Source organism: Streptomyces sp. NBC_00154 (genome assembly GCF_026342835.1).
GTDB lineage: Bacteria > Actinomycetota > Actinomycetes > Streptomycetales > Streptomycetaceae > Streptomyces.
Genome location: NZ_JAPEMI010000002.1, coordinates 323,381 through 344,051, shown reverse-complemented (window position 1 = coordinate 344,051; position 20,671 = coordinate 323,381). Strand labels below are relative to the sequence as shown.

General features: G+C 69.8%; 13 protein-coding genes and 2 pseudogenes. 6 read left to right on the top strand and 9 right to left on the bottom strand.

All coding sequences use genetic code 11. The features are described from left to right. Positions 1–1,293, bottom strand: a complete 1,293-nt coding sequence (locus tag OHA03_RS37965; RefSeq protein ID WP_267008559.1) for an ABC transporter substrate-binding protein — start codon at positions 1,291–1,293, stop codon at positions 1–3. Positions 1,294–1,490: 197 nt separating this feature from the next. Then, a complete protein-coding gene (locus OHA03_RS37960) occupies positions 1,491–3,602 on the bottom strand; it encodes a glycoside hydrolase family 27 protein (RefSeq protein WP_267008558.1) in 2,112 nt (703 codons plus the stop codon). Between the two features lie 619 nt (positions 3,603–4,221). On the opposite strand from OHA03_RS37960, the gene OHA03_RS37955 reads away from it, so the two are divergent. Then, positions 4,222–8,301 carry a discoidin domain-containing protein gene (locus tag OHA03_RS37955; protein WP_267008557.1) on the top strand — a complete coding sequence of 1,360 codons (4,080 nt, stop codon included), beginning with the start codon at positions 4,222–4,224 and terminating at the stop codon, positions 8,299–8,301. Positions 8,302–8,425: 124 nt separating this feature from the next. Here the strand turns inward: OHA03_RS37955 and OHA03_RS37950 are convergent, their stop codons facing one another. Continuing rightward, positions 8,426–9,193 carry an NPP1 family protein gene (locus OHA03_RS37950; protein ID WP_267008556.1) on the bottom strand — a complete coding sequence of 256 codons (768 nt, stop codon included), beginning with the start codon at positions 9,191–9,193 and terminating at the stop codon, positions 8,426–8,428. A gap of 252 nt (positions 9,194–9,445) precedes the next feature. Here OHA03_RS37950 and OHA03_RS37945 point away from each other — a divergent pair, with 252 nt between their 5' ends. Then, on the top strand, positions 9,446–10,072 hold the full coding sequence (locus OHA03_RS37945; protein ID WP_267008555.1) for a hypothetical protein: 627 nt from the start codon (positions 9,446–9,448) through the stop codon (positions 10,070–10,072). Positions 10,073–10,117: 45 nt separating this feature from the next. Here OHA03_RS37945 and OHA03_RS37940 read toward each other — a convergent pair whose 3' ends face one another. Further along, positions 10,118–10,546, bottom strand: coding sequence for a PPOX class F420-dependent oxidoreductase (locus OHA03_RS37940; RefSeq protein WP_267008554.1), 429 nt, complete (start codon positions 10,544–10,546; stop codon positions 10,118–10,120). Between the two features lie 404 nt (positions 10,547–10,950). Here OHA03_RS37940 and OHA03_RS37935 point away from each other — a divergent pair, with 404 nt between their 5' ends. Continuing rightward, positions 10,951–11,892 carry a lysylphosphatidylglycerol synthase domain-containing protein gene (locus tag OHA03_RS37935; protein ID WP_267008553.1) on the top strand — a complete coding sequence of 314 codons (942 nt, stop codon included), beginning with the start codon at positions 10,951–10,953 and terminating at the stop codon, positions 11,890–11,892. A gap of 121 nt (positions 11,893–12,013) precedes the next feature. Here OHA03_RS37935 and OHA03_RS37930 read toward each other — a convergent pair whose 3' ends face one another. From OHA03_RS37930 to OHA03_RS37915, 4 genes are all read right to left on the bottom strand, one after another. Further along, positions 12,014–13,087 (bottom strand): glycosyltransferase 87 family protein, encoded by a 1,074-nt coding sequence (locus OHA03_RS37930; RefSeq protein ID WP_267009613.1) that lies wholly within the window; start codon positions 13,085–13,087, stop codon positions 12,014–12,016. A 56-nt stretch (positions 13,088–13,143) separates the two neighbouring features. Next, entirely contained in the window at positions 13,144–14,502 is a 1,359-nt protein-coding gene (mptB, locus tag OHA03_RS37925) for a polyprenol phosphomannose-dependent alpha 1,6 mannosyltransferase MptB (RefSeq protein ID WP_267008552.1), read from the bottom strand. Between the two features lie 322 nt (positions 14,503–14,824). After that, positions 14,825–15,466: an HAD family hydrolase gene (locus OHA03_RS37920; RefSeq protein ID WP_267009612.1), complete on the bottom strand. Its 642-nt coding sequence runs from the start codon at positions 15,464–15,466 to the stop codon at positions 14,825–14,827. 139 nt (positions 15,467–15,605) lie between these two features. After that, the gene (locus OHA03_RS37915) at positions 15,606–16,034 is read right to left on the bottom strand and encodes a Fur family transcriptional regulator (protein ID WP_267008551.1); all 429 of its coding nucleotides are present in this window, start codon (positions 16,032–16,034) and stop codon (positions 15,606–15,608) included. A gap of 193 nt (positions 16,035–16,227) precedes the next feature. Here OHA03_RS37915 and OHA03_RS37910 point away from each other — a divergent pair. Continuing rightward, positions 16,228–16,647, top strand: a pseudogene (locus OHA03_RS37910) (transcriptional repressor). Continuing rightward, positions 16,617–18,848: a catalase/peroxidase HPI gene (gene katG / locus OHA03_RS37905; protein WP_267008550.1), complete on the top strand. Its 2,232-nt coding sequence runs from the start codon at positions 16,617–16,619 to the stop codon at positions 18,846–18,848. Before OHA03_RS37910 ends, katG begins: the two are co-directional and overlap by 31 nt. A 52-nt stretch (positions 18,849–18,900) precedes the next feature. On the opposite strand, the pseudogene OHA03_RS37900 reads toward katG, so the two are convergent. Beyond that, positions 18,901–19,059 (bottom strand): annotated as a pseudogene (locus tag OHA03_RS37900) (IS5/IS1182 family transposase); the annotation flags it as partial. Positions 19,060–19,210: 151 nt separating this feature from the next. Between OHA03_RS37900 and OHA03_RS37895 the strand changes: the two are divergent. Beyond that, positions 19,211–20,623, top strand: a complete 1,413-nt coding sequence (locus OHA03_RS37895) for an MFS transporter (RefSeq protein ID WP_267008549.1) — start codon at positions 19,211–19,213, stop codon at positions 20,621–20,623. Positions 20,624–20,671: the final 48 nt, after the last annotated feature.

Below are 20,671 nucleotides of genomic sequence, written 5' to 3'. Positions count from 1 at the left end.
TCACTGACTCCAGATCTTCTGGGCGCTGCGCTGCCAGGTGGTGAGGATGGAGCCGACCTGCTTGGGCTTGGCCAGGTAGTGGACCAGTGCCGTGTCGGCGGTCGGCTGGAGGGCGTCGCTGGAGTCGCGGTTGAAGAACTGGGTGAGGTCGGCGGCGCTCTCGATGAGCTTGCGGCCCTTGAGGACCAGGGGTGTGCCGCTGTCCTTGGCGTCGGGGTGGGTCGGCAGCGTGGTGCCCGAGGAGCTCTTGAGGTAGAGCTCCTGCGCCTCGGCGGTGGCCAGGTAGCGCATCAATTCCTTGGTGCCGTCGGTGCGCTTGGTGCGCGCGCTGGCGAAGTAGCCGTCGGTGGGGGCCTCCTCGGCCACCGGGATCTTCGGGTCGATGATGGGGAACTGGAAGAAGTCCAGGTCGCCGAGGGCGTCCTTGGGCGCGGCGTCGGCGAAGAAGGTGCCGATCAGCATCATGCCCGTACGGCCCTGGAGCAGCGCGGTGGTGGCGTCCTGGAAGGGGATCGCCGTGCCGTTGGGGTCGAAGAAGGGGCGCGCCTCGTCCCAGCGGTCGAAGACCTTGCGGACCTCGGGGTCGTCGAAGCGGTGCTTGCCCGCGAGGAGTTCGCGGTGGTACGTCGCGCCGTTGACGCGGATGTTGAGGTAGTCGAACCATGCGGAGGCCACCCACGGGGTGTCACCGCCGGCGCCGAGGCCGATCGGGGCGACGCCCTTGCTCTTGAGCTTGTCGCACAGGTCGAGGAACTCGTCCCAGCTCTTGGGCTCCTGCACGCCCCACTTGGCGAAGTTGGACTTCCGGTAGAACATGCCCCACCAGTAGTAGCTGGTGGGCACGAAAACCTTCTTGCCGCTGGAGGCGGAGGTGCACAGCTTCTTCAGCGCGTCGGAGTATCCGGCGAGCTCCGGCTTCTCCCAGATGTCGCTGATGTCGAGGAGGAGGTCCTTCTTCGCGTAGGACTCGGCGACCGACCCCGGGTACCAGGTGTAGACGTCCGGCGGGGTGGCCGAGGTGAGGTAGGTCGGCAGCTGCGTGCGGAAGGTCTCCGAGGCGACGGTGTTGAGCTGTGCCTTCGCGTCCCCGCGCTTGTCGAATGCGGCGACGATCGCCTTCATGGCCGTCTTGGCCTGCGGGGAGGAGAGGTTGGACTGCAGGGTCACCGGGCCGCCGGACTTTCCTCCGGTGGCGGACGGGCTCTGGGTGACGCAGCTGCTGAGCAGCGCGCCGGCGCCGACGGCGCCTGATCCTACGAGGAATCTGCGGCGGTTGGCGTTGAAGGCGGTCATCTGTGCACTCCCTATGTGCCCACGGAACGGAGTTGAGGCCCCCTGACGGCCCGGCTCTTGGTGCGGCAGACACAGCCTGTCGCAGAGGTCGGAGCGCCGTCAAGATTAATTACTAATTTATTCTTCAGAGGGTGTGCCCCTGGGCCTTGTACGGCCCGGAGGCACACCCACACCAGGTGAAGCAGGGAAAGCGGAGCTCAGAGCTCGCTCTGGTGGACGCGGCCGTCCACCCCGCGGAATGCGGCCAGTACGCCGCCGTCCGGCCCGGCGACGGCACCGAGCGCGCCGTCGAAGACACCGCTCACGAAGCCGTTGTGCGGGGTCCAGCCGGCCCAGCCGTCCGCCGCGGTCCAACTGCGCTGCCAGAGCGTGTAGTCACCGGCCCGCGCGTACAGATGCACCGTGCCGCCGGAGGCGACCAGTGTCGGACTGCCGCTGGTCGTGCCGCCCAGCGCGGTCCACGACGACCAGGTCCCGGAGGTGTCCCTGGTCCGCCACCACACCGCGTCGTCAGCGGTGCGTACGGCCACATGGAGCCGCCCGGCGTCGTCGATGACGGCCGACGGCCGCCCGGAGAACGGCCGGCCCTGCGGCGCCCCAAGCGACGTCCAGCCGGAAGCGGGGCCGCGCGACCACACGCTGCCGTCCGCGCCGCGCGCGAACAGCGTCCAGTCGTCCGGGGCGGCGAAGGCCGCCGTCGGCGCGTCCGTCAGGGTCCCGCCCAGGCTCTCCCAGCGCCCCCAGCGTCCGTCGGCGTACACCCGCCGGTAGGCGGTGTCGTCCGCACCTCGGACGAAGACGTCGATCCGGCCGCCGGACGAGGCATAGGCGGCAGGCTGGCCGAGGATGCGGCCGCGCGTCGGCCCGCCCAGATCGGTGGTCGCGGCCCTCGACCAGTCGCCACCGGGCGCGGTCTGCGCGCGCAGGGCACCGTCCGTACCGCGTGTGAACACCGTCAGCCGATCGCCGTCGCGCACCAGCGCCGGGCTCGCCGAGGACCGTCCGGGCAGCTGCGCCCCGGGGGCGTCGTCCGTGCCCGTCAGCTTGAGGAAGGCGGTGCCGTGCGCCGGGACCCGCACTGTGTACGAGCCGGTGTGCGTGCCCCGCGCCGTACGGGCCCGCAGGTCGCGCACCGCGACCGGGCCGCTCAGCCCGGCGTCGGAGAACCGCACGGTACGGTCCTGCGCCTGGTCGGAGCGGTTGAGCACGACGACCGCGCGCTTGCCCGCGCCCTTCAGCACCTTGTTGTACACGTCGCCGACCGAGTCGGTCGCCACGCGCACGCCCTGAATGCCGAGCGGATCCTGGTCCACGGCGATGATCTCGGGGTTGCGCAGGGTGTCGATCATGGACTGCGGCAGGGTGCGCGGGTCGCTGCCCAGCACCAGCGGCGAGGCCATCTCGGCCCACATCACGAACTGCGTGGTGGACTCCTCCTCCGACAGCTCGTATCCGCCCTCGGCTAGCTTGCGCATGGGGATGAGGTAGTCGGGGTCGTTGTAGTGACCCGGCCCCTGGGCCTCGGGGTGCCAGGCGTTGGCATCCATGTTGCGCAGGATGTTGGGCCACTCCCCCGCCGTCGGGGTGCCCCAGGCGATGTCGGTGCCGGTGCGCCAGGAATCGGCGGTCGTCGGCCCGTAGACGAAGGCGTTGTGCGCGTCCTGCTCGGGGGTGTGCGGCAGACCCCAGTCGTCGGTGAGCGGGTTGCACAGGTTGAGCAGCATCCGCCGCCCGGACTTGGCGACGGCGTCGCTGAACTCCTTGAACGCCGGTCCGGGATCGAGCTTTTCGCCGATCCCGCACAGGAAGTCCACCTTGATCGCGTCGACCTTCCACCCGGCGAACTGGCGGGCGTCCTGCTCGTAGTGCCCACGGCTGCCCAGCCCACAGCTCTTGCCGCCGTCGTAGGTGCCGGCGTCGGTGTAGATACCGGCTTTCAGGCCCTTCCGGTGAAGGTAGGCCACCAACGCCGGAATCCCCGAGGGGAAACGGGTGGGGTTGGCCACGAGCCGCCCGGTCGCCGCGTCGCGCGGCTCGTCCGCCTGCCAGCCGCCGTCCAGCCAGACGATGTTGTAGCCGCTGTCGCGCAGCCCGCTGCCGACCAGATGGTCGGCGACCTTTCTGACCTGGTCCTCCGTCGGAGCGCCGAGCCCGTAGTACGTGTTCCATCCCATGTACGGCGTGGGGGCGAGGCCACTGTCGTAATACTGCGGCGCGCCTTGGTCGTCCGCGGCGTGCGCCGCGGGAACTGCCGTCCCGACCAGCACCACGGCGCCGAGCACGACCGCGGTACGCCGCACTCGCGCCATCCCTGCACGATGCGAAGTCACTCAAATCTCCCGAGAGTTGGGTTCCACGGGGTAACCCCGCCCGCCGATTGCGGCGGGCGGCGGTGCCACGGCGGAAACTGTGGTCGGGCCCCCGAAACCTGTCAATATTAATTGCTAATTAACTTAAAAACGGATTCTCGGAGAAAGTTCCGCCCACCGGCCACGCACTGTGGGCCGACCTGACGACCCGTACTCGGCGCGCCCCCGCCAAGACCTGGACACGCTCGTCAACATGTCCCGGACAGCCGTCTCGCAGATGCGGCTGACCAGCACGAACGAATGAAGAACCCGCGGCCCCGGCTCGGGCTCACCTCGGTCGCCCTGGGCGACCGCCCGGTTGCCGTTCGACGACCGGCCGCACCTCTTCGTCGGCCGCCGGGGACGGCCGCAGCGATCGCCGAGGTCCTGGCGAATCCCATGCCCCACATCGCCCGCGCCGCCGAGCCGAACCGGCAGGTCTCCCGGGATCCACGAACCGGACATCGCGCCGACTCTTGACAGAACCTTCACCGGATTACAGCCTATGGCAACGTTGTCAGGCGGGCTCGTACAGGCCGCCTGCTCTTGAGGGATTCACCTGAAACGGATCACGTCACTCATGCCTGACCAGTCATCTCGCCCTACCCGCAGAGCAGTTGTCGCGACCGGCTCCACACTGCTCGCAAGCCTCGGGCTCGGGGTCGCGCTCCCCGGGACGAGCCATGCGGCCGGGTCCGCAACCTCCACCGGCAGCGCAACCCGCTCCCGGGGCGAACTCGCCGCGTACCGCCCGGTCGAGGTTTCGTCGGTCGACTACGCCCCCACACCGGCCGAGTTCGTGGTGGACAGGCTCAACTCCACCGGCGTGAAAGGCAGCGGGTGGCGCGCCGCCGGCGGCGACCCGCAGTGGATCTCCATCGACCTCCAGTCCGAGTGCGAGGTCGACTCGCTGCGGCTGACGTTCGAAGCCACCAAGGACGACCCCGCCTTCACGCCGTCGACCAGCGGCAATCCGCGTGACAGCACGACCGGCCAGGAGATCCTGTCCAGTTGCGCGGTGGAGTTCACCATCGAGACGTCCCGGGACCGCCATGCGTGGACCACGGTGTACCGCACCACCTCCGGCGCCGGCGGGGTGATGGAGATCGAGCTGGACAGTCCCTCCACAGCACGCTGGGTGCGGATGACCGTGACGAAGCGGTCGAACTCCAACCCGCTGGGTCTCAACGGCTTCGAGGTGTACGGCACGGCCAAGGGCCACAGGTCCGCCGCCACGGGGTGGACCGACTGGGGCACGCACAACCACGAGGCACCGGCGCTGAAGGTCGCCGACGACGGTACGGTCCCGCTGGAGTCGGGCTGGACCCTGACGATGGACGACTGGGCCGGCGCCGAGGGCGCCGAACTGTCCCTGCCTTCGGTGGACACCAGCCGCTGGCTGCCCGCGACGGTGCCGGGTACGGTTCTCGGCTCCCTGGTGGACCAGGGCCACCTGCCCGACCCGGTCTCGGGGATGAACAACCTCCACATCCCGGAGGCCCTGTCGCGCCACGCGTGGTGGTACCGACGCGGCTTCCGCCTGCCGCGCGGCCTGCGCACCGGCTCGGGGCGCCATGTCTGGCTGGAGTTCGACGGCGTCAACCACAAGGCAGACATCTGGCTCAACGGGCAGCAGGTGGGAGGGCTGACGTACCCCTTCGCCCGCTCCGCCCACGACGTGACGCGCCTGCTGGCGTCCGGCGGCGAGCAGGCGCTGGCCGTACGGATCACCCCGATGCCCTTCCCCGGCAGCCCCGGGGACAAGAGCGAGGCGGGCCTGGCATTCGTCGACGCCGGCGCCACCATGATGAACCGCAACTCGCCCACGTACCTGGCCGCCTCCGGCTGGGACTGGATGCCGGCCGTACGCGACCGCGTCTCCGGCATCTGGAACCACGTGCGGCTGCGCTCGACGGGCCACGCGGTCATCGGCGACCCGCGTGTCGACACCACGCTCCCCCACCTGCCCGACACCGGCACTGCCGAAGTGACGATCGTGGTGCCGGTGCGCAACGCCGATTCCGCCGAGCGGCGCGTGACGGTCACCGCGTCCTTCGACGACGTGCGGGTCTCGCGGACCGTCACCGTGCCGGGTGGTGAGAGCACCGACGTGGTCTTCGCGCCCACCGACCACGCGCAGCTGCGGGTACGCAATCCCGAGCTGTGGTGGCCCAACGGCTACGGCGAGCCCGCCCTGCACGACCTCACGCTCGTCGCATCGGTCGACGGCGAGGAGAGTGACCGGCGCACCACACGATTCGGCATCCGCCAGTTCGGTTACGAGTACGCGGTGCCGCTGCCCTTCGACGGTGGGACCAACGCGTACACGCAGTCGGTGGAGCTGGGCCCCAGAAAGGCTCGGTACGTGCGGATCAGGTGCCTGACACGCACCACGGACTGGGGTTCGTCGCTGTGGGGCCTCTCGGTGATCGACAGCGCGGCGCCCGGCACCGACCTGGCCCTGCACAGGACCGCCACGGCCTCGACCGTGGACGAGCCGGGCCACGAAGCCGCCAACGTCACCGACGGGGACGCGAAGACGCGATGGTCGTCGTCGTTCGAGGACGACCAGTGGATCCAGGTGGACCTCGGCGAGTCGGTCTCCTTCGACCGGGTGGAGCTCGTCTGGGAACAGGCGTACGCCAAGACGTACGTGGTGCAGGTCTCCGCCGACGGCGACATCTGGACAGATGCGGAGTCCGTCGACAACTCGGCGGTGCCGCTGCCGTTCCAGAACGCCAACGCAAGCCTGCAGAGTGTGGAAATCGGCCACCGTACGGCACGGTATGTGCGGCTCGATTGCGGTGAGCGGGCGACGAGTTGGGGAACGTCGCTGTGGAGCCTGTCGGTGATCGACAGCGGGACGCCCGGTACCGACCTCGCCCTGCACAGGACCGCCGCCGCCTCGACGGAAGACGGCTCGAACACGGCGCAGAACGCGACCGACGGCAAGCCCGGCACTCGCTGGTCCTCGGCGTACGAGGACAACCAGTGGATCCAGGTGGACCTCGGCGAGTCCGTCTCCTTCGACCGCGTCGTCGTCGTGTGGGAGTCGGCCTACCCCAAGACGTATGTCGTCCAGATCTCCGACGACGGGGACAACTGGACGGACGTGAAGTCCGTCGACAACACCCCGGAACCGCTGAAGATCAGCGTCAATGGTGTGCGGGTCTTCTGCCGGGGCGGCAACTGGGGCTGGGACGAACTGCTGCGCCGGATGCCGGCCGAGCGGATGGACACGGCGGTGCGGATGCACCGGGACATGAACTTCACCATGATCCGCAACTGGCTCGGCAGCAGCAACAGGGAGGAGTTCTTCGCGAGTTGTGACGCGTACGGCATGCTCGTGTGGAACGACTTCCCGAACGCGTGGGCCATGGACCCACCGGACCACGACGCCTTCAACAGCCTGGCACGGGACACCGTACGGCGCTACCGCATCCATCCCAGCGTCGTCGTCTGGTGCGGTGCCAACGAGGGCAACCCGCCCGCGGCGATCGACACCGGTATGCGCGAGGCAGTCCGGTCGGAGGCACCCGGTGTCTTCTACCAGAACAACTCGGCCGGCGGCATCATCTCCGGCGGCGGCCCCTACGGCTGGGTGGAGCCGGAACGCTACTTCTCCCGGTCCACCTACGGCGGCGGCCACTTCGGCTTCCACACCGAGATCGGCATGCCCGTGGTGTCCACTGCGGCGAGCATGCGCAGCCTCGTCGGCGACGAGCCCGAGTGGCCGATCGGTGACGCGTGGTACTACCACGACTGGAGCACCAGGGGGAACCAGGCTCCGCAGAACTACCGTGCCGCAATCGAGGCCCGGCTCGACACGGCCGACAGCCTGGACGACTTCGCCCGAAAGGCACAGTTCGTCAACTACGAGAACACCCGGGCGATGTTCGAGGCCTGGAACGCCAATCTGTGGAAGGACGCCAGCGGCCTGATGCTCTGGATGTCCCACCCGGCCTGGCACAGCACCGTATGGCAGACCTACGACTACGACTTCGATGTCAACGGCACCTACTACGGGGCGCGCAAGGCCTGCGAGGCCGTCCATGTGCAGGCGGACCCGCAGAAGTGGGAGGTCGTCGCGGTCAACCACACCGCGCGCGGCCTGAAGGCCGTGACCGTCACGGCCCGGCTCTTCGACCTGAACGGGCGCCGGCTCGGGTCCACCCACCGTACGAAGGTGGATGTCGCCGCGTCGGGCACGACACCGGCGTTCACGGCCGACTTCGGGAAGGATCTGCCCGGCCTGCACCTACTGCGGCTGACCCTGGAGGACAGCCGTGGCAGAACCCTTTCGGAGAACACGTACTGGCGCTACCGCGAGACGGCCGACATGAAGGCGCTCAACAAGGCCAGGACAGTCAAGGTCACCGCCGACCTCGGCCACGTCTCCCGGTCGGGGACGCGCCGCACGATGCCCGCGACCATACGCAACCGGGGCTCCGCGGTCGCGTCGATGGTGCGGCTGGCATTGCTGGACGCCGATGACGGCGGGCGCGTGCTGCCGACGCTCTACAGCGACAACTACGTGTGGCTGCTGCCCGGGGAGTCGCGCACGGTGACCCTCTCCTGGCCCGCGGAGGCTCTGCGGTCGGGGCGGCCCGCGCTGCTGACCGAGGGATACAACAGCGCGCGAACGGTGACACACGCGTAGCGTCCGCTTCGGGGCCGGCCACTTCCGCGGCCGGCCCCGGTGCAGGGCATCCGTCCGGCCGGCAGGTCAGGAGGCGGGTTCTGCGGCTGCCCGTGCCGCACCCGCCCCCATCCCCGCCCACCCGTCAGGCGTTGGGGTCGAACGAGATGTTGGCCGGCTTGGCCTTTTCGAGGTGGTAGTTGAAATTGCCGTCCTTGAGGCCGAAGACGGCGCTACCGAAGTCGGCCTGGCTCAGCTTGTCCCGCAGGCCCGCGGGGTAGCCGTTCCAGCCGACCAGGCGGGGGAACTGCCACGCGTGGTAGTGATTCTCCGGCGGCTCGTCACCTGAACTCGCGGGGCGGAAGCAGTGCGTGCTCACGCCGTCCTTGTGGTAGACGATCTTGGGATGCGTCCCGTCCCACTGGATCTGGTCACGCCCGTAGACGTTGAAGTTGCCGTGTGCGGAGGTGGATACGTAGCGGACCTCGTTGTTCTGCACCCACACCACGACGTGCTCCCAGTCGTGCCTGTGCCCGCCGAGCCCGCTGCCGGCCACGGCCTGGTCCTTCTCGAAATAGAGCCCGTACATGATGGCGCACCAGCCGTTGTTGCACTTGTAGCGGGCGTATCCGTTGGTGTTGTCGAGGTCCCAGGAGTCACGGCACTGACCGTTGACGGCCCCGGTGGTGTTGAGGCCGGGGGCTATGGACCCGTCGGGGCCGATGGCGGGAGTGGGGTAGCAGCCGTCCGTGTCGTAGTCGTACGCGGGTTGGAACGTCTGCTCCAGTCCGTCCGCGTTCGCGGGCAGGGCGGTGGGCGGGGCAGCGAGAGCGCTGCCGGGTACAGCGATGACCAGCGCGATGGCGCTGCCGACGACGAGCGAGACCTTGCGGGTCCGTGCTCTGTATTTCACTGCGTCCTCCTGGTCGACGCGTGGCGGGGGCACGCGACTGTGATTGGCATGCCCATCACAACCAGGTTGAATCGCGCGGCAACCGGGCCGAACGCCGCCAGGTGACGTAGCGATGAAAGGCCGGCCAATACACAGGGAGTGAGCCGGTCAAGAGGCGCCTGGCCGGCACGGTGCCCGGACAGGCAGGGGCGGTCTCGCCGACCACCAGCACAGCGTCGGCGTCACGTCTGTGTGATCGATAGGGTGACGGCCATGCGGATGAAGATCATTGTGGCTGTCGGTGTGGCGGGCTTGCTGGCCACGGGATGCACGGATGGAAGTTCCGGCTCGGACAAGGATGCAAAGTCGGCGCCGGCCCCTACCGTGCTGCCGCAGAAGCTGACCAAGCCGAACACGGAGCCGGAGACGGAGCCGCAGCCCTCCCCGGCCGACGACGCCCCGTTCGACGAGAATCTGGCGTACGAACTGCGCCTCAAAACCCTCAAAATGGCCCAGGCCACAGGCAGGACCACCGCCGAGTGCCCCAAGGGCCTGGAATCGAAGAGCGGTACGCGGGCGAGCTGCACAACCACCTACGAGGGGCTGAAGGTGGTGTGGGATGTGACCATCGGCAAGAAGACCGGCTGGTCGGACAACGTCGTGGAATTCGACGCGGTCCCGGACAAGGGCATCCTCACCAGCGACGGCGTCGCACGCCTGCTGTACGGCAACTACCGCGACAGCATCGACCACGCGCGCTGCAATGACATCCCCAAGGCCGTACTGGTGCCTCTGAACGTGAAGACCAAGTACTCCTGCGAGGTCGTCTTCAAGGGCAGGCCCCCGGGCGGCCCGGCCGTACCGGTGCACGCCACGGACGCCGGACCGCGGGTCCACTGACCACGACACGCCGCTTTCATTGACGCCCTCCCGGAGAGCGGCCCTTCACTCGCTGATGCCCGACACTGCGAGCACCTTGTCGATCCGTACCCGGACGAGCAACTGGCCGGGGACGCCGTTGCGGGCGCCGTACTCCTCGGCGCGGTCGGCGCCTACATAACGGGCCGCGATCCGGGTGGCCCACTCCCGGAGCTGCGGGAGGGCGTCGCTGAGCTCCGCGCGACCTTGCAGTACCGCGTACCCGAACGGCGGCCGCTCATCGTCCACGCACAGCGCAACCCGGCCGTCCCGGGCGAGGTTGCGACCCTTGACCGTGTCCTGACCGGTGTTGAACACCAGCTCATCGCCGTCGAGCAGGAACCAGACGGGGGCGATGTGCGGGCTGCCGTCCGCGCGGACGGTGGAGAGCTTGCCGGTCCGGGTGCCGGACATGACGAATGCGCGCCACTCGGCGTCGCTCATCTTCTGTGCCATGGCCGCATGCTGCCTGATGGAAGGCCGGCTGCCGGGAGCTGACGCGCGGACTGGCCCTTTCCCTCCATGCGGCCCAGCCACTGATCCACTTTCGATACACGCTCCGGAGATCACCGACCATCGCGACGACGCGCAAAGTCACCGGCACCGCGCGCATGGCCGCCCGAAGGCGTCCACCATCCGGCCAGCAGCATGGTCCGCGGCCCCACCCGCCGCCCGGCGGGCACTGGGCAGGCCGGGGACGACCGGAGCCGATGCTGTCTGCGCGGTGCCGGCTCCCCTTCCGGCCACCACCTCGCCCACCGGGCGTCGGCCGCACGACGCCGGGACGTCGCGCACGCCGGGGACGCTGTCGGCGAGCCCGCTCTCGACGGGTGCACGACGAGCAGGGACGACCGAGACCGATGGCCCTACCCCGCATGCCGTTCCTGGGCCGGATCGCCTGCCTGGTCCCGATCACTGTCATCGGCGTCTGGGTGGTGCTGAACTGGCCGGTCATCGCCTCCGGCGGTCGTGGACTCCTCACCGCCAACCGCTACTGGCTGCTGGCCGCGCTGGCAGTCACCGGGCTGGGCTGGGTCGCGGTGTCCTTCGCGCGCCAGGGCGCGGTGCTCGAACCGCTCCCCGCCGGACGGCTGTTCGCCACCCAGTTCGCCTCAGGTGCCGCCAACCACCTCCTGCCGGCCGGATTGGGTGCGGGCGCGGTCAATCTGCGCTTCCTCAGGGGCTGCGGGATCCCGCTGACCCGGTCCTCTGCCGCACTCGCGTTGTATCTGCTGGCGGAGGCAGCGGGCCGGGTTGTGCTCCTGCTGACGCTTCTGACCGCCTATCCCGACGCGCTCCGGCTGGACGGCCTCGTCCCGAGAGCGGTCGCCCTCCCGCTCGTGTGGGCGGCGGTCGGGCTGGTCTGCACGGCAGTGCTCGCGCTTGTCGCCATACGCCCGCTCCGCAGGGTCATCGGTACCTTTCTGGGCACCGCTCTGACCGACGCGCGTGCACTGCATTCCAGGCCGGCCCGGGCGCTGGCCCTGTGGGGCGGCTCATTGGCCTTCCCCGTCCTGCAGGCCGCCGGACTGGTCGCGGTCGCGTTGGCCGTCGGCGTTCCGGTACCCGTGGTCCATGTCGCGATCGCGTATCTCGCCGCCAGCATCGCGGCCGCCGCCGTCCCGACGCCCGGTGGCATCGGCTCCGTCGACGCGGCGCTGGTCGTCGCTCTCGTCGCCGCCGGGGCTTCGGTCACCGCCGCCGGTTCCGTGGTCCTGGGCTACCGCATCATCACGGTATGGCTGCCGCTGATCCCCGGGGCGCTGGTACTCGGCGCCCTGGTGCGCTCGAAGGTGGTCTGAAAACCGGTCGTGCGACGGTTGTGTCTCACACCGGGCGGAACGGCCGTACGGTCACCGCCGGCGGATCGATGAGCCCCCGAAGAGTACGTTCGGCCGGAGGGCGAGCCGGCGCCCGGCCGGCTCAGGGCGCTGCCTCCGGACCCGGTTCGTCCGTGCGCCGAGCACAGCTACGCGACGGAAGCCGGGAGGACGCTTGCGGCCACAACGCCAGCAGCCCCAGGCAGATCCATACGTACGTGCTCCCGCCGAGGAAGCCGTCCACGCCGGACGGGTCATCACGCCACAGCCATACGACACTGCTGCACAGCACCACGTACAGGGCTGCGGCAACGGCGCGACGGCCGGTTCTGGCGAGCAAGGCGATGGCGGGCACCGCCCACACCAGGTGGTGCACCCAGGTCACGGGGCTGACCAGGCATGCCGCAAGGCCGGTGAGCGCCATGCCGGCCTCGTCGTCACCGACCGCCGTCGCCCGGCGCACCCGGTACGCCCAGAGGACGAGCACCACGAGCACGGCCGACACCCACACCGGGCGGGCCGCGCCCATCCGGGCCAGCGCGCCCTGGAGCGACTGGTTGGACACGTAGTCCAAGGCACCGACCCGGTGCGTGTCCCACAGCGCCCGGGTCCAGAACACCCATGACGCGCGCGGCGCCGCCAGCACACCGATCACGGTCGCTGCCACCGCCATACCTGTGGCGACGGCAGCAGCCCGGCGGCGGCCGGTGAGCAGCAGGTACCCGATGAAAATGCCCGGCGTGAGCTTGAACGCCGCCGCCAGCCCGATGCCGACGCCCGCGAAACGGCCGCGCCCGCCGTCCGCGTACACCAGCGCCATCAGCAGCAGATTCACCTGGCCCAGGCTGAAGGTGTCCCGCACCGGCTCCAACATCACGAAAAGGCACCCGGTCACCACCGACCCGCCTCGACCCAAGGGCAGTTCGCGCAGTGGACCACGCAACAGCAGCACCGACGCAGCCACACTGAGCAGCACGCAGCCCACCACCGCCCCGGTGCGCCCGACCAGGAGCATCGGCAGCATGCAGACGGCGGCGAAGGGCGGATAGGTGAAGCCGTATCCGGTCCCGGGCAGCAGGTAGTCGTAGATGCGGCCGCCGTGCCGGATCCAGTCGTCGACGGTCCCGTAGTAGACGTAGAGGTCGAACCAGCCCCGGTAGTACGGCACCGTCACCATGAAAAGCACGGCGCCGGTGACCGGGACCACGGTGCGGAGCAGCTGCCGCGGCCGGGTCACGGCAGCGTTCCCGGGGCGTCGGCGGCCTGCGGCCGGGCCGCTGCCCGCCAGGTCAGCAGGGCCAGCGCCGCCAGTCCGCCGCCGCCCACCGCAAGCATCAACTGCCGTACGTCGGGGGCGAAACCGTCCGGGAGAACGGCGAGGGCGAGCACACAGCTGCCGACGGCTGCCCAGCGGCGCACCCGCCCGCGCGGTGCGGCGGCCGCGATGGGAAACAGCGCCCAGAGCACGTACCAGGGGCGGATCGCGGGGCCGAGCAGGGCGACAGCGGCCAGGCCGATCCCGAGGGCGTACACCGGGCCGAGGCCGTGGCGACGGCGCCAGACCAGGAGCAGGACAACGGCGATCGCGGCGACGCCGAGGAAGCGCCAGGCGGGCACGGCGCCGGTGAGGCGGCCCAGAGTACCGGTGAGGGACCAGTTGTGGGCGGAGACGGGGGTGCCGAGGGCGCCGATCCAGCCGTAGCCGGTGCCGGAGGCGGCGGTGGCGACCATCGTGGTCGCCACCGCGACGGCGAGGGTGGCAAGTCCGGTCCTGACCAGCCGGGCACGCCCGTGCAGCCTGTTCGACCAGATCGACGCGACCGCGAACAGCCCCAGCACGGCAGGCACCTTCACCAGCGCGGCCAGCGTGACCAGCACCGCGGCCCACACCGGCCACCGTCCGGACGCCGCCGCCAGCCCCGCACCGAGCAGCCCCAGCATCACCGCGTCGTTGTGCGCGCCCGCGACGAGGTGCAGCAGGAGCAACGGGTTGAGCGCGCCCAGCCAGAGCGCGGCCGACCGGTCGGTGCCGCAGCGCTCGGCGAGCACGAGCAGGAAGGCGATCATCAGGGCGACGCCGAACAGCGCCACCAGCCGCATGCCGACGATCCCGAGCGGTACCGCCGCCCTGGCCACGACCAGGAAGACCGGGCCGTACGGCGTCGGCGTGTGCTGCCAGATCGGCGGCACCTCGGCGGCCAGCGGCCCGCCGAGCCGGTCGGCACCGTGCGCGTACACGTCCATGTGCGCGGCGGCCATCGTGCCCTGCACCAGATAGCTGTACACGTCCCGGCTGAACAGCGGCGGACCCAGCACCAGCGGCACCGCCCAGATCCCCAGCGTCACCAACAGGAACCGCTCCCCCGGTGGTTCGGGCCCGCGCACCGCCCGCCCCAGCCACCACCACGCGGCGACCAGCAGCACCAGCCCGAAGTACGCACCGGCCAGCCCCAGTCGCCCGCCGTACGGCCCCACCGCGTCCCGCACCGGCAACGCCCCTGCAGTCAGCCCGCCGACCGCGACCGCGACCGAGCCCGCGAACCCGAGCCACCGGCAGCGGCGCGGGTCGGCGATCGCGTCCGGTGCCAGCATGCGCGCACGGTAGCCCTGCCCGGGCCACCGGCAGCCGACCGTCAGGCGGACGGAATCCGGATGGCCGGTGAAAACCCCGGTGTCCAAGGCCCTCGACCGGCGACGGAACCACGGAGCGGCTCCACCGCGTCCGGAGGTTCAGCCGCGCCGGGCGCACGAGGCAGGCTGCCGCCTCGGCGAGCTGTCGGCGGGTCATACCGGAGCGGGCGACGATGCGGCAGTGGGGATGCGTGTACGTACCGCTCCTGCTGTGCGGCTACGCCTCGGATACGCAGACGGCCCCGCCTGGACGCATGCTCTCAGGTGGGGCCATCCGGTTGCGTCACCCGTGGACGATGGCGGTCAGGTCGGTGAGTGAGTTGATGGACCAGTCCGCGGTCGCAATGACGTCCGGGTCGTCGCCCCACCAATTTCCCCACGGTCCGCGGCGAATGTGGGCAACCCGCAGTCCGGCCGCCTTGGCCGGGAACACGTCGTTCGCAGGGTGGTCACCGACGTACACCGTCTCGTGAGCAGCAGCACCGGACTCCTGCAGAACCCGCTGGAAGAATGCCGGATCAGGCTTCGCGACCCCCCACTCCGCCGAGGTGACGACGAGGTCTGCGGGCAGGTCCAGGGCACGCAGCAGGATGCCGGCCTTCTCGGTCTGGTTCCCGGCGACGAGGACGCGGACGCCGAGCTTGCGAAGTCCCGTGAGGACCGGCCGAACATCCGGGTAGAGGTCCGTCTCGTCGAGGTGCTCGCCCCGGCCGGCGGCTTCGCGCGCACGGTACTCGGCGCCGACGTCGATGTCGGGGCGGAGGATCCTCAACGCGTCCGTATTGTCGCGGCCTTGGGTGACGACAGCCCCGACGAGTGCGCTGACGGTGTGCCGTGGGACGTCGAGCCATTCCGCCCAGGACCGCCAGTACCGGTCGTCCCTGGTGAGGGTTTCGCCGATGTCGAAGACGATGGTCTCAATCACCATGCCGACCTTACGCGGAGTGCATGGTCAGTCCTCGCTCGACGGGACGGGAGGCCGTCCCGGCTTGTTGCCCACCGGCAGCAACGGCGTAGTCCGACTCCCTGCCACGTCCGTCAACTCACCGCGACCCACCACAAGATCAATGATCAGACACGGCCTGGGCGCACGACGGGCACAACCCGCGGTAGGTGACCTCGACCTTGGACACCGTGAAGCCGAACCGCTCCTCCGCCGGGAGGTCGGTCAGCGGATTGCCGGTCGGGTGGACATCGCGGATGATGCCGCAGCTGGAGCACACCAGGTGCTGGTGCGGGTGTTGTGCATTGGGGTCGTAACGCTTTGCGCGGCCGTCGGTGGAGAACTCCACGACCTCACCGAGAGCGACCAGCTCGCCCAGGGCGTTGTAGACGGTCGCCCGGGAGATCTCGGGCAGTCGCTGTACCGCACGGGCGTGCACCTCGTCGGCCGTGAGATGCACATGCTCCCCATCGAGGACCTCCGCAACGACACGCCGCTGGGAGGTCATCCGCCAGTCACGCCCTCGCAGTCGCTCCAGCAGGTCACTCATATCGGTTCACCTATTCAGGTTCGGTTGGATACCCGAAGGTGCCGACGCACGTCCGGGTTCCTGCTGGATATGGGTTTGGCGCGCTTCTTGACTTGGATTCTGTCCATTGTAGGATCGGTTTCGTTGATAGCCAAGGGACAGGAAGACTCCAGTACCGCAGGAGAAAGAGCCGTGCCGGACCACCCTCGAGGAGCTGCGCAGTGCCAGCCTGTGGGTCACAGCCGCCCGCGTCGCGCTGCTTGAGGCCGTCCAGGGCGGTGACCACCTCGGCGTCGAGACGATCACCGCCACGGTGCGCGATCGCCTGGGCCGTATCTCCCTTCACGTCTGTGAGACCCCCCGTGCGCTCACCTCGGCGCGACACGTACGCCGTATCGAACCGGCCGGAAGCCCGGCCCGGTTCGAGGGACGCATCGCGCCGACGTCGACTGCGCGGTCGGCGAGGCACCCTGCTCCTGTCGCGCCCGATGGCCAAGCCTTCTCGATCGACAAGGCCGAAGCCGACTGCTGGGGCCCATGCCCAACTGTTCCGCCGTCCACAGTTCCTGAGCACCGTGATCCGCCTGGTCCGGAAGGATTCCCATGTCTGAGAACCATGATGCAATCGTCGTAGACGCGAAGGCGGAGGGCGGAGGTGGCTGCCCGGTCGCACACGGGCGCGCCCCGCACCCGACTCAAGGCGGTGGAAACCGCCAGTGGTGGCCGGAGCGGCTCAACCTGAAGATTCTTGCCAAGAACCCCGGCGTGGCCAACCCCCTCGGCGAGGAGTTCGACTACGCCGAGGCGTTCAAGACTCTCGACCTTCCGGCAGTGAAGCGGGACATCGCAGAGGTGCTGACGACCTCGCAGGACTGGTGGCCCGCCGACTTCGGCCACTACGGCCCGTTCATGATCCGGATGGCGTGGCACAGCGCGGGCACCTACCGGATCAGCGACGGCCGCGGCGGCGCCGGGGCCGGCCAGCAGCGGTTCGCCCCTCTCAACAGCTGGCCGGACAACGGGAACCTCGACAAGGCCCGCCGCCTGCTCTGGCCGGTCAAGAAGAAGTACGGCCAGGACCTCTCGTGGGCCGACCTCATGATCCTCGCAGGCAACGTCGCCCTCGAGTCGATGGGCTTCAAGACCTTCGGCTTCGGCGGCGGTCGTGCGGACGTCTGGGAGCCTGACGAGGACGTGTACTGGGGTCCCGAGAGCACCTGGCTCGGCGACGAGCGCTACACCGGGGACCGTGAGCTGGAGAACCCTCTCGGTGCGGTCCAGATGGGCCTCATCTACGTCAACCCGGAGGGTCCGAACGGAACTCCGGACCCGCTCGCCGCGGCCCGCGACATCCGTGAGACGTTCCGCCGGATGGCGATGAACGACGAGGAGACGGTCGCCCTGATCGCGGGCGGCCACACCTTCGGCAAGACCCACGGCGCCGGCCCGGCGGACAGCGTCGGCGCCGACCCCGAGGCCGCCCCGCTCGAGGAGCAGGGCCTCGGCTGGAGGAACTCCTTCGGCACCGGCAAGGGCGGCGACACGATCACCAGCGGCCTCGAGGGCATCTGGACGAACACCCCGATCACCTGGGACAACAGCTTCTTCGAGATCCTGTTCGGTCACGAATGGGAGCTGTTCAAGAGCCCCGCCGGCGCCCACCAGTGGAGGCCGAAGAACGGCGCCGGGGCGGGCACCGTCCCCGACGCCCACGACCCGTCGAAGAGCCACGCCCCGACGATGCTGACGACCGACCTCTCGCTCCGCTTCGACCCGGCCTACGAACAGATCTCGCGACGCTTCCTCGAGAACCCCGACGAGTTCGCGGACGCCTTCGCCCGGGCGTGGTTCAAGCTGACCCACCGCGACATGGGTCCGATCGTGCGCTACCTCGGCCCGGAGGTCCCCGCCGAGGTGCTGTTGTGGCAGGACCCGCTCCCCGAGGTGACGCACCAGCTCATCGGCGCCGAGGACATCGCCGCCCTCAAGGGGCGGATCCTCGCCTCGGACCTGTCGGTGTCCCAGCTCGTGTCCACCGCATGGGCGTCTGCCTCCTCCTTCCGCGGCAGCGACAAGCGCGGCGGCGCCAACGGCGCACGCATCCGTCTCCAGCCGCAGAGCGCATGGGAGGTCAACGACCCCGACCAGCTGGCGACGGTGCTGCGCACCCTCGAGGGGATTCAGAAGTCTTTCAACTCGGCCCAGAGCGGCGGCAAGCAGGTCTCGCTGGCGGACCTGATCGTGCTCGCCGGTGGTGCAGGTGTCGAGCAGGCCGCCAAGGACGCCGGCTTCGAGATCCAGGTCCCCTTCACGCCGGGGCGTGTCGACGCGTCGCAGGAGCAGACCGACCTGGAGTCGTTCGCCGCGCTCGAGCCGACCGCCGACGGATTCCGGAACTACCTCGGCAAGAGCAACCGGCTGCCGGCCGAGTACCTGCTGCTCGACAAGGCGAACCTGCTGACTCTGAGCGCCCCCGAGTTGACGGTCCTGGTCGGTGGCCTCCGCGTCCTGGGCGCGAACCACCAGCAGTCGCCGCTCGGCGTCTTCACCACGACCCCCGGGTCCTTGACCAACGACTTCTTCGTCAACCTGCTCGACCTGGGCACCACGTGGAAGGCGACGTCCGAGGACGCGAATATGTTCGAGGGCCGCGACGCCGCCACGGGCCAGGTCAAGTGGACCGGCAGCCGCGCCGACCTCGTCTTCGGGTCGAACTCCGAGCTGCGCGCGGTCGCGGAGGTCTACGCGAGCGATGACGCGAAGGAGAAGTTCGTGAAGGACTTCGTCGCGGCGTGGGACAAGGTGATGAACCTCGACCGGTTCGACCTCGTCTGATCATGACGTCCAGGTCGGCCCCCACCGGCCGACCTGGACGTGCTCGGTCCGAAGCCCGGCTCCACCGGGTGAACCGCCGGTGCGCGGTAGGCCCGGACAGGCCGCAGACCGGCAGCAGTTCCTGCCACATACCGTCCGTCGTGGCCACCAGCACGATCGCCGCCGGCTCTTCGCGATCACCGCACCGCCGTCGGCCCCCGCCCTGCGGACGCGCGGAGGGCTACCTCCACACGGGTGACATCGCGGCTCAGTAACCGGGGTCCTGAAGCGCGCCGTTGAGACGCAGCGCAGCGCGAGGTCTCGGCGCGCCACCGGACTGCTCAAGCCGCGGGAGGCGTTCGTCCCGGGAATACCCTGTCGCCATGGTGCGCGCCGGCAGTCCCGAAGCCGATGTACCGGATGGCCCTGTTGCTTCGAGCCGGTCCCTGGCTCCGCTTCTCGCGGTCTGCGCGGGCTACTTCATGGTCATCCTGGACGTGACGGTCATCAACGTCGCCGTTCCGGTCGTGGGACGGGAACTGTCGGCCTCGCTCACCGGGATCCAGTGGATCACGGACGGTTACACCTTGGTCTTCGCCGGCCTGTTGCTCACCGGCGGCGCACTGGGCGACCGGCTGGGAAACCGTCGGATCTTCTGCACCGGGGTGGTGGTGTTCACCGTCGCCTCGGCCGGCTGCGGACTGGCACAGAGTGCCGGGGCCCTGGTCGCCGCCCGGCTGTTGGAAGGATTCGGCGCGGCACTGATCGTCCCCGGCTCCCTCGCCCTCCTCCAACAGGCGTACCCCTCACCCGCCGAGCGCTCCCGGGCCTTCGGCATTTGGGGCTCCGTGGCGGGCATCGCCGCCTGCGCCGGCCCTCTCCTGGGCGGCCTCCTGGTCACCACCTTGGGCTGGCGCTGGGTGTTCTTCATCAACCTGCCCGTCGGATGCGCCTGCCTGTTGCTGACTCTGCGCCGCGTGCCCGCTTCGGCCCGGCGCCCGGACCGCCCCGTGGACTGGCCGGCCCAGTGCGCGATCATCGCGACGGTGGCCCTGCTCACCGCCGTCCTGAACGAGGCCGGACGACGTGGCTGGGCAGACCCACTGATTCTCACCGGGGCCGGCCTGTGCCTGCTGGCAGCCGCCGCGTTCGTCCTGCGCGAGCGTCTGGCCCGCACACCCGTGGTACCCCTGTGGTTGCTGCGCTCCCGCGCGATGAGCGGGGGCGCGGCCATCGGCCTGCTGTTCAACTTCGCCTTCTACGGCATGATCTTCACCGCCAGTCTCTACTTCCAGCACCAGCGCGGCCTGACCGCGCTGCGCACCGGGATCGCCCTCTTCCCGGCGGTGGCCATGACCATGTTTGCCTCCGTCCTGTCCGGACGACTGTCAGGCACCACCGGACACCGCCCGCTTGTGGTCACGGGCATGCTCCTTGGAGCGGCGGGCCTGGCCGGCTGGGCCGCCGCCGGACCGAACCCGGACTACCTACTGATCGTGGCGCCGATGATGGCGGCGGGCTTCGGCACGTCCTTCGCCCTCACCGGATCAACCGCCACCGCGATGTCAGCCGCCCCCGACACGTACTCCGGCACCGCCTCCGCACTGTTCAACACCACCCGCCAGGTCGGCAGCGCCGCAGGCGTCGCGCTGGGAGGCTCGCTACTGGCCGGCGCAGCCGACTTCACCACCGGGCTGCGCACCAGCATGGCCATCGGCGCGGCCGCGTACCTGGCGGCCGCCGCCCTCGCGCTCTTCTGCATCCCACAGAAGGCAACCCGCCACGCCGCCGACTGAAGACCTGCCAACCCGTCGCCGACGCTCCGGGAATACCAGGAGAATTCC